The sequence below is a fragment of the Aeromicrobium sp. genome, assembly GCF_036676885.1.
GTDB lineage: Bacteria > Actinomycetota > Actinomycetes > Propionibacteriales > Nocardioidaceae > Aeromicrobium.
In genome coordinates, this window is sequence record NZ_JAKFCB010000028.1 from 1 (window position 1) to 7573 (window position 7573).

The following is a 7573-nucleotide window of genomic DNA, read 5'->3' on the forward strand; positions in this document are numbered from 1 at the left end:
TCGAACTCGACCTTCTGGCCGTCCTCGAGGGTCTTGTATCCGTCTGACGCGATCTTGGACCAATGAACGAAGACATCGTCCTGGCCCTCGACCTCGATGAAGCCGTAGCCCTTGTCAGCGTTGAACCACTTGACGGTGCCTTGCACCATGCCGCCACTCCCACCTGATCCTGGAGGAACCCACCTGCCGGAGCCCCTTCATGCGCAGAGCCTACAAGGCTTCACCGCGAGTTCAGCAACCCCCGGCGACGGCCGGGCTCCGCCCCTCATCATTCGTACGTGTGTCGATCAGCCACCAGCCACAGCGGGGATGATCGAGACCTGCGTGCCGGCCGGGGTCGGCGTCTCGAGACCCTGCGCGAAGCGGACGTCCTCCTCGGCGACATAGATGTTGACGAAGCGGCGCAATTTGCCCTGCTCGTCGACGACGCGCGCCTTGATGCCGGGGAAGGTGCCCTCGAGCGACTCGATGACCTCGTTGAGGGTCTCGCCCTCGGCAGTGACCTGCGACTGGTCCTGCGTGTAGGTGCGCAGGATCGTCGGGATTCGTACGTTGATGCTCACAGTGCTCCTTGGATGTTCTCTGACTCAGGCGATGCCGGAGGCGACGAAGGCCTCGTACGTGGGGGCGATGGTGGCTGCGGGGCGGACCAGGTCCGTGACCGCGTCGAGGGTCTTGAGGCCATGGCCGGTGTTGATGACGACGGTCTCGAGCTCGGGGTCGAGCTGGCCGGTCTCGACGAGCTTCTTGAGCACGCCGACCGTGGTGCCGCCGGCGGTCTCGGTGAAGATGCCCTCGGTGCGCGCAAGCAGCACGATCGCCTCACGGACCTCGTCGTCGGAGATGTCGGCGATCGCGCCTCCGGTCTCGCGGCAGATGTCGAGGACGTACACACCGTCAGCGGGGTTGCCGATCGCGAGCGACTTGGCGATCGTGTCGGGCCGCACCGGGCGTACGACGTCCCAGCCCTCGCGGAACGCCTCGGAGACCGGGGAGCAGCCTGTGGCCTGGGCGCCGAAGACCCGGTAGGGCTTGTCCTCCACGAGCCCGAGGGTGATCAGCTCCTGGAACGCCTTGTGGACCTTGGTCAGCTGCGAGCCGGAGGCGACCGGGATGACGATCTGGTCGGGCAGGCGCCAGCCGAGCTGCTCGGCGATCTCGTAGCCGAGCGTCTTGGAGCCCTCGGCGTAGAACGGGCGGACGTTGACGTTGACGAACGCCCAGCCGTCCTCCTCGCCGGCGATCTCGGAGGCGAGCTTGTTGACGTCGTCGTAGTTGCCGTCGACGGCGACGAGGTTCTCGGTGTAGACCGCCGAGTTGACCTGCTTGGGCGCCTCGAGGTTGCTGGGGATGAACACCACGGTCTTGATGCCGGCCCGGGCGCCTGCGGCGGCGACGGCGTTGGCGAGGTTGCCGGTGGACGGGCAGGCGAACACCTTGCTGCCGAACTCGCGGGCGGCGCTCAGGGCGCACGCGACGACGCGATCCTTGAACGAGTTGGTCGGGTTGGTGCTGTCGTCCTTGACCCAGAGCTTCGTCAGGCCCAGCTCGGCGGCGAGGTTGTCGGCCTTGAGGAGGCGGGTGAAGCCGGGCTCGAGGTTGGGGCTGAGCTCGATGTCGTCGGGGACCGGCAGGAGCGCCTTGTAGCGCCAGATGTTGCTGGGGCCGGCCGCGATCTGTTCGCGGGTGACGGCCGGGAAGTCGTACTTGATCTCCAGGGGACCGAAACACTCGGTGCACGCGTAGTGGGGGCCGAGCGCCTGCGTCGCGCCGCACTCACGGCAGACGAGCTCGACGGCATTGCCGAAGGCTCCCTCGCGGAGGGCTGGTGACGATGCGCCGGCAAGGCTTGGAGGAGCGGATGTACTCACAAAGGTGACCTTTCATCTTTCCCGGATCGACTGTCGCCCGGGACGGATTGAGCACCTGGTCGATGACCGACTGGTTGCTGGGGCGTCATAGGGCCGTGTCCCTGTACCCCTCGTGATGAGTGGTTTCACCCTACGGGCGCGTCTCACGATGTGTCCACTCGGTCCAGATACTGGACGGCGTCCGTTCGCCACGTGGTCACCCGGCGTTGCGTCATAGGAACTGTGGCCTATGACCCTCGCTTCTTATGACGCTACTTGGCGCCACCCACCGGCAGCCAGGCCTGTCCGGATCTGCTCCATGAACTGCTGCTCGGCGATTCGCAGGCCGAGCAGTGGAATCCGCAGCACCCTGTCGGCGGCAAGGGTCAGATCGTTCTGGCGCAATGCGTCCGACACGATCGCCGGCACCTTGAGGTGATGGATGCCGTCGATCTCGACGACCAACCGGAATGCCCTCCAGTAGACGTCCAGGTATGCCCGACCCCTCGACGTCTTCCTGACGACCTGCCGGTCAGGCTTCGGGAGTCCGTATGTCCGGCAGATCCGCGAGAAGTCAAGCTCTCCCATGGCCTGGGCGCCATCGACGAGGTCGAGGACGACCGCCTCGAGGAATGCCTTGCGCGGGTGTCGGCGAACCGCAAGCAGACCCTCGGCAATGTCCTCCGCGCGGCAAAGCCGCTGTTGCACCGTCATCGCCAGGATCGTCGCCGCCTGGCGGTTGCTCCGTGCCCATAGCGCACCCCGGACCGCTGCAATCGGCACTCGTACGCGCGGCAGTCCGGTGGGCACCACGTCAGTCCGCTGCAACCTCCTCGTCTGGCGGACCATGAGCCCCGGCCGGCGTACGGCTGGTGCTCCCCGTGGGACCGAGACCCTGACGTGGTCGTTCTCGAACCCCTTCAAGCCGGCCGCCTCGAGTGCGCTGACGCCGTCGATCGCCGCACGCGGGCCCGCCTCGTGCACGGCGTACCAGCACATGGCGCCGCTCGACAGGTCCCCGGTGTGCAAGCAGATCGACTGCCTGCCGTGGAGACGCCAGCGCTGTGCCCGCAGGTTCGCGGCGATCATCCAGCGCGTCACGCCCACCCGATGGAGCTGGCGGCGCGAGAGAACCCCGTGCTGCTCGTCGGCGAGCTGCCGGACTGTCGTTCGTACGGCTGCCGGGACGTGGTCGAAGGCGTACATCCGACGATCGTCGGAACTTGTGACGACCTGCGCCACCTCTGAACCGGCCGCCTGTGGACACTCGCCCTTGCGTCATAAGAACTGTGGCCTATGACCCTCGCTTCTTATGACGCAAGGGAGGGTGACTCAGGGCTTGCGGGAGAAGCGGGTGCGCGGGGGTGGGTAGTTGCCGTCCGCGAGGTTGGCGAGGCGTTCGAAGGGGTTGTACGACGAGTGGTCGCCGGCGATCGCGTAGGAGAACGCGACGCCGAGGAGGTAGAACGGCAGCATCACGACGCCGAGGGCGAAGGCGTACTGCGTGCAGTGGCGGTCCTCGTGCTGCAGCAGGACCGGGCGCTCGAGGAAGTAGTCGAGATCGTGCTTGCTCGTGATGACGCTGCCGACCGTGAACGCACTCGCGACCGGGAAGCCGAACCGGTAGCCGGTCGCGAGGTAGGTCCCGCGGCCGCGACGGACGACCGAGGCGCCGCCGAGCCTGGCGATCACGAGTCCGAGCGGCGTGCTGAGGTTGATCCAGTTGAGCGCCGTACGGATGCGCGTCCACGGCGTGTGCGGCAGCAGCGTGAGCTCAGAACTCATCCGCCAGGGCCTCCAGCCAGTCGGCAACCGCGTCGGGCCCGTCGAGCACGATGTCCGCGCGCGCCACGAGCGCGTCCTGCTCCGCGGACGCCGAGCAGATCAACAACCCGCCGATGCCGTCCTCCCGCAGCTCCTCGACCGCGGCGAATGCCGGCAGGTCACCGAGGTCGTCGCCCGCGAAGACCACCTGACGCGCGCCGAGCCGGGAGACGAGCGCACGCACGGCGTCGCCCTTGTTGATCCCCGGCGCACGCAGCTCGATGACCTGCCGGCCGGGCTCGACCACGAGGCCCAGCTCGGCGGCGAGGGCCGAGAGCGGCTCGGCCAGCTCGTCGATGAGCCCGGGGTCGATCCCCCGGGTGTGGACGGCGATCGCGAGGCCCTTGTCCTCGATGCGTACGTGGCCCGCGCCGCGCTCGTGCAGCCAGCCCGGCAGCTCCTCGGCGAGCCGCCTGACCGGCTCGGGACGTTCCGGCTCAACCGTCTCCGACGTCGCGGCGTCCCAGCGCTCGGCGCCGTACTGGCCCCAGATCACGAGGCGGTCGAGGCCCTCAGTGCCGGCGAATCCGCCCAGCTCGAGGGCCTGACGTACGGGACGGCCGGTGACGATCGCGATCTGGCCGAGGACCCGGCCGAGGCGGGCGAGAGCGGCGACCGACCGCTCGTGGGCGTACGCCTGCGTGGGGTCCTCGACGATGTGCGCCAGGGTGCCGTCGAAGTCGAGGGCGAGGAGCGTTCCGGCCGGATCGGCGATGACGTCCGCGCGGGTGGTTGCAGGCATTCGCCTATTGTTGCGGGCCCGCCAGGATGATCGTCAGGCGGTCGGTCCGCATGGGCGCGATGCTCGGCAGGATCCTGCCGATCCCGAGGTCCTTGCCGAGCAGCTTGGCCTGGTCCTCGAGCTGCGGCGGGAAGTAGACCGTGTTGCCCGCGATCGAGCCGCGCCAGTTGCCGATCGTGACATTCGACCAGCCGGCCTCACGGACCTTGGCCGAATAGGTCGCCGCCAGACCCTGGATCGTCGTGTTGTTGAGCACCGACACGGGTGCGACCCGCTGGACCTCGGGCTTCTTGGTCGTCGCGCTCGGCGTCGGTGAGGGCGTCGTCTCGGTGGTCTTGCTCGGCGTGGGTTCCGGTGTCGTCGTCAGCGCCGGGGGCGGTGTCGTGCGCTGGGCCGCCGTCGTCTCCGGGTCGTCGTCGACGAACAGCCAGCCGAGCCAGCCCGCAGCACCGACGCACAGCAGGATCGTCAGGACGATGAACCAGCTGGCCGGGACGTATGCCTTGCCAGTCGGAGTCCTGCGGTGCTCCATGGGAACCTTCAGAGGTCGATGCCGAGACGCCTGGCCGAGCGACTGCGCTGGCGTTGGGCGCGCAGACGGCGCAGGCGCTTTACCAACAGTGGATCGTACGCGAGAGCGTCCTCACGGTCGATCAGGGCATTGAGAACCTGGTAGTAGCGGGTCGCCGACATGTCGAACTTGTCGCGGATCGCCTGCTCCTTGGCACCGGCGTACTGCCACCAGAGCCGCTCGAGGGCCAGGATCTCGCGGTCGCGCTCCGACAGCGACTCGACGGCGGCCGGACTTCCGGCGTTCGACTTCTCCACGGCGCTCATGCCTAGCATCTTAGGCCACGAATCACACCAGTGTCATTTGCTTCGCCGAATGGCAGGGTGTGTGTCATGACGACCGATTCTGGGACACGTACACCCATCCGCTGGGGAGTTCTCGCCACCGGCCGCATCGCGGAGTCGTTCGCGAGCGACCTGGCGCTGGTCGACGGCAACGAGCTGGCCGCCGTCGGATCTCGCAGCCCGGAGGCCGCCCGTACGTTCGCAGAGCGGTTCGGCGGGTCTCGGGCGCACGGCTCGTACGAGGAGCTGGCCGCCGACCCGGACGTCGACGTCATCTACGTCGCGACGCCGCACAGCCGTCACCTCGAGGACGTCATGATGTGCTTCGAGGCCGGCAAGGCGGTGCTGTGCGAGAAGGCCCTCACGATGAACCTCGCCGACGCCGAGAAGCTCGTCGCCGAGGCGCGGTCCCGTGGCCTGTTCTTCGCCGAGGCGATGTGGATGCGGGCCAATCCCAACATCCGGCGCATCGCCGAGCTGTCGGCCGACGGGACCCTCGGGACGATCGGCCAGGTACGCGCGCAGCTCGGGTTCGTCGGGCCGGCCGCCACCGCACGCCTGTGGGACCCGATGCTGGGGGCGAGCGGACTGCTCGACGTCGGCATCTACCCGTTGACGTTCGCGCACCTGATCCTCGGCGAGCCCGTCAGCATCACGGCCGGCGGGACGCTGTCCGACCAGGGCATCGACGTCAACGGCGGCGCCACCATGACGTACGCCAGCGGGGCCGTAGCGAGCATCGCCTGGACTCAGGTCGCGCACAGCGACAACCGCGCCTCGGTCGCCGGCGACGTCGGGCTGATCGAGGTTCCGGCGCGGTTCCACCATCCGACGATGTTCACGCACTGGCACGACGATCAGCTCGACACCATCAGCGAGCCGGTGACGGGTCGCGGCTACGCCCACGAGATCGAGGAGGTTGCCGCCTGCCTGCGTGCGGGGAAGACCGAGTCCGCCCTCCTGCCACTCGACGACACCGTCGCGATCATGGGACAGATCGAGACGATCCTGGACCAGCTGGGGGTCGCCGCGAGGTGAGCCACGACACACAGGGCTAGGCTGCCGTTCATGGCGACCGGAACCGCAGACTTCGTAGTCATTGCCAACCGCCTGCCCGTCGACCGGATCAACGCGCCCGACGGCAGCACGATGTGGCGCACCTCCCCCGGCGGCCTGGTCACGGCCCTCGAGCCGGTGATGCGCCGCAACGGTGGTGCGTGGATCGGCTGGCACGGCGCGGCCGACGAGAAGCTCAAGCCGTTCGAGCACAACGGCCTGCACCTCGTCCCGGTGCCGTTGTCGGAGGAGGAGATCGCCGAGTACTACGAGGGCTTCTCCAACTCGACCCTCTGGCCGCTCTACCACGACGTCGTGGCGCCCCCGGAGTTCCACCGCGAGTGGTGGGACGCCTACGTACGGGTCAACCGGCGCTTCGCCGAGCGGGCCGCCAAGGTCGCCAAGCCCGACGCGGTCGTCTGGGTGCAGGACTACCAGCTCCAGCTCGTGCCGAGCATGCTGCGCGAGCTGCGGCCCGACCTGCGCATCGGGTTCTTCCTGCACATCCCGTTCCCCCCGGCCGAGCTGTTCCAGCAGCTCCCGTGGCGCCGGCAGATCCTCGAGGGCCTGCTCGGCGCGGACCTGGTCGGCTTCCAGATGCCCGGCGCGGCCCAGAACTTCGTCCGCCTCGTACGCCAGCGGGTCGGCCACAAGACGCACCGCGACATGATCTACCTGCCGGACGGGCGCACGGTCCTCGCCCAGGCGTACCCGATCTCGATCGACGCGGCCGGGTTCGAGGAGCTCGCCCGTACGCCCGAGGTCATCGCCCGCGCCGCCGAGATCCGCGAGAGCCTCGGCAACCCCAAGACGATGCTGCTGGGCATCGACCGGCTCGACTACACCAAGGGCCTGCGCCAGCGGCTGCGAGCGTTCGGCGAGCTCATCAGCGACGGTTCGCTGCACGTCGACGATGCCGTGTTCGTCCAGGTCGCCACGCCCTCACGTGAGCGCGTCGACCAGTACAAGATCCTGCGCGACGACATCAACCGGCTCGTCGGTCGCATCAACGGTGATGTCGCACGCATCGGCCAGCAACCCGTGACCTACCTGCACGCCTCATACCCGCGAGCCGAGATGGCGGCGCTCTATCGCGCCGCCGACGTCATGGTCGTGACCCCGTTGCGCGACGGCATGAACCTCGTCGCCAAGGAGTACGTCGCGTGCCGCTACGACGACCGCGGCGCGCTGGTGCTGAGCGAGTTCGCCGGTGCGGCGTCCGAGCTCAAGTCGGCCTACCAGGTCA

The 7573-nt window shown here is 68.3% G+C and carries 10 protein-coding genes and 1 riboswitch; of the genes, 2 read left to right on the top strand and 8 right to left on the bottom strand.

All coding sequences use genetic code 11. The features are described 5' to 3' along the window. The 8 genes from V6M46_RS01565 to V6M46_RS01600 all read right to left on the bottom strand — a co-directional run. The coding region (locus V6M46_RS01565) for a cold-shock protein (RefSeq protein ID WP_332661964.1) at positions 1–149 on the bottom strand (149 nt) is incomplete at its 3' end. A gap of 138 nt (positions 150–287) precedes the next feature. Then, a complete protein-coding gene (locus tag V6M46_RS01570; RefSeq protein ID WP_332661952.1) occupies positions 288–563 on the bottom strand; it encodes a MoaD/ThiS family protein in 276 nt (91 codons plus the stop codon). 24 nt (positions 564–587) lie between these two features. Then, positions 588–1871, bottom strand: coding sequence for a threonine synthase (gene thrC / locus V6M46_RS01575; RefSeq protein WP_332661953.1), 1284 nt, complete (start codon positions 1869–1871; stop codon positions 588–590). 9 nt (positions 1872–1880) lie between these two features. Next, a riboswitch (SAM riboswitch) is annotated at positions 1881–1993 on the bottom strand. A 121-nt stretch (positions 1994–2114) separates the two neighbouring features. Beyond that, positions 2115–3056 (bottom strand): hypothetical protein, encoded by a 942-nt coding sequence (locus V6M46_RS01580; protein WP_332661954.1) that lies wholly within the window; start codon positions 3054–3056, stop codon positions 2115–2117. A 126-nt stretch (positions 3057–3182) separates the two neighbouring features. Further along, positions 3183–3635 (bottom strand): hypothetical protein, encoded by a 453-nt coding sequence (locus tag V6M46_RS01585; RefSeq protein WP_332661956.1) that lies wholly within the window; start codon positions 3633–3635, stop codon positions 3183–3185. Then, positions 3625–4416 (bottom strand): trehalose-phosphatase, encoded by a 792-nt coding sequence (gene otsB, locus V6M46_RS01590; RefSeq protein ID WP_332661957.1) that lies wholly within the window; start codon positions 4414–4416, stop codon positions 3625–3627. The genes V6M46_RS01585 and otsB overlap by 11 nt, the downstream gene beginning before the upstream one ends. 4 nt (positions 4417–4420) lie before the next feature. After that, positions 4421–4948, bottom strand: coding sequence for a LytR C-terminal domain-containing protein (locus V6M46_RS01595; RefSeq protein WP_332661958.1), 528 nt, complete (start codon positions 4946–4948; stop codon positions 4421–4423). 8 nt (positions 4949–4956) lie between these two features. Further along, entirely contained in the window at positions 4957–5253 is a 297-nt protein-coding gene (locus V6M46_RS01600; protein WP_332661959.1) for a DUF3263 domain-containing protein, read from the bottom strand. 66 nt (positions 5254–5319) lie between these two features. Between V6M46_RS01600 and V6M46_RS01605 the strand changes: the two genes are divergently transcribed. After that, positions 5320–6309, top strand: a complete 990-nt coding sequence (locus V6M46_RS01605) for a Gfo/Idh/MocA family protein (RefSeq protein ID WP_332661961.1) — start codon at positions 5320–5322, stop codon at positions 6307–6309. Between the two features lie 30 nt (positions 6310–6339). Next, positions 6340–7573: alpha,alpha-trehalose-phosphate synthase (UDP-forming) (locus V6M46_RS01610; RefSeq protein ID WP_332661962.1), on the top strand; the 1234-nt coding region annotated here is incomplete at its 3' end.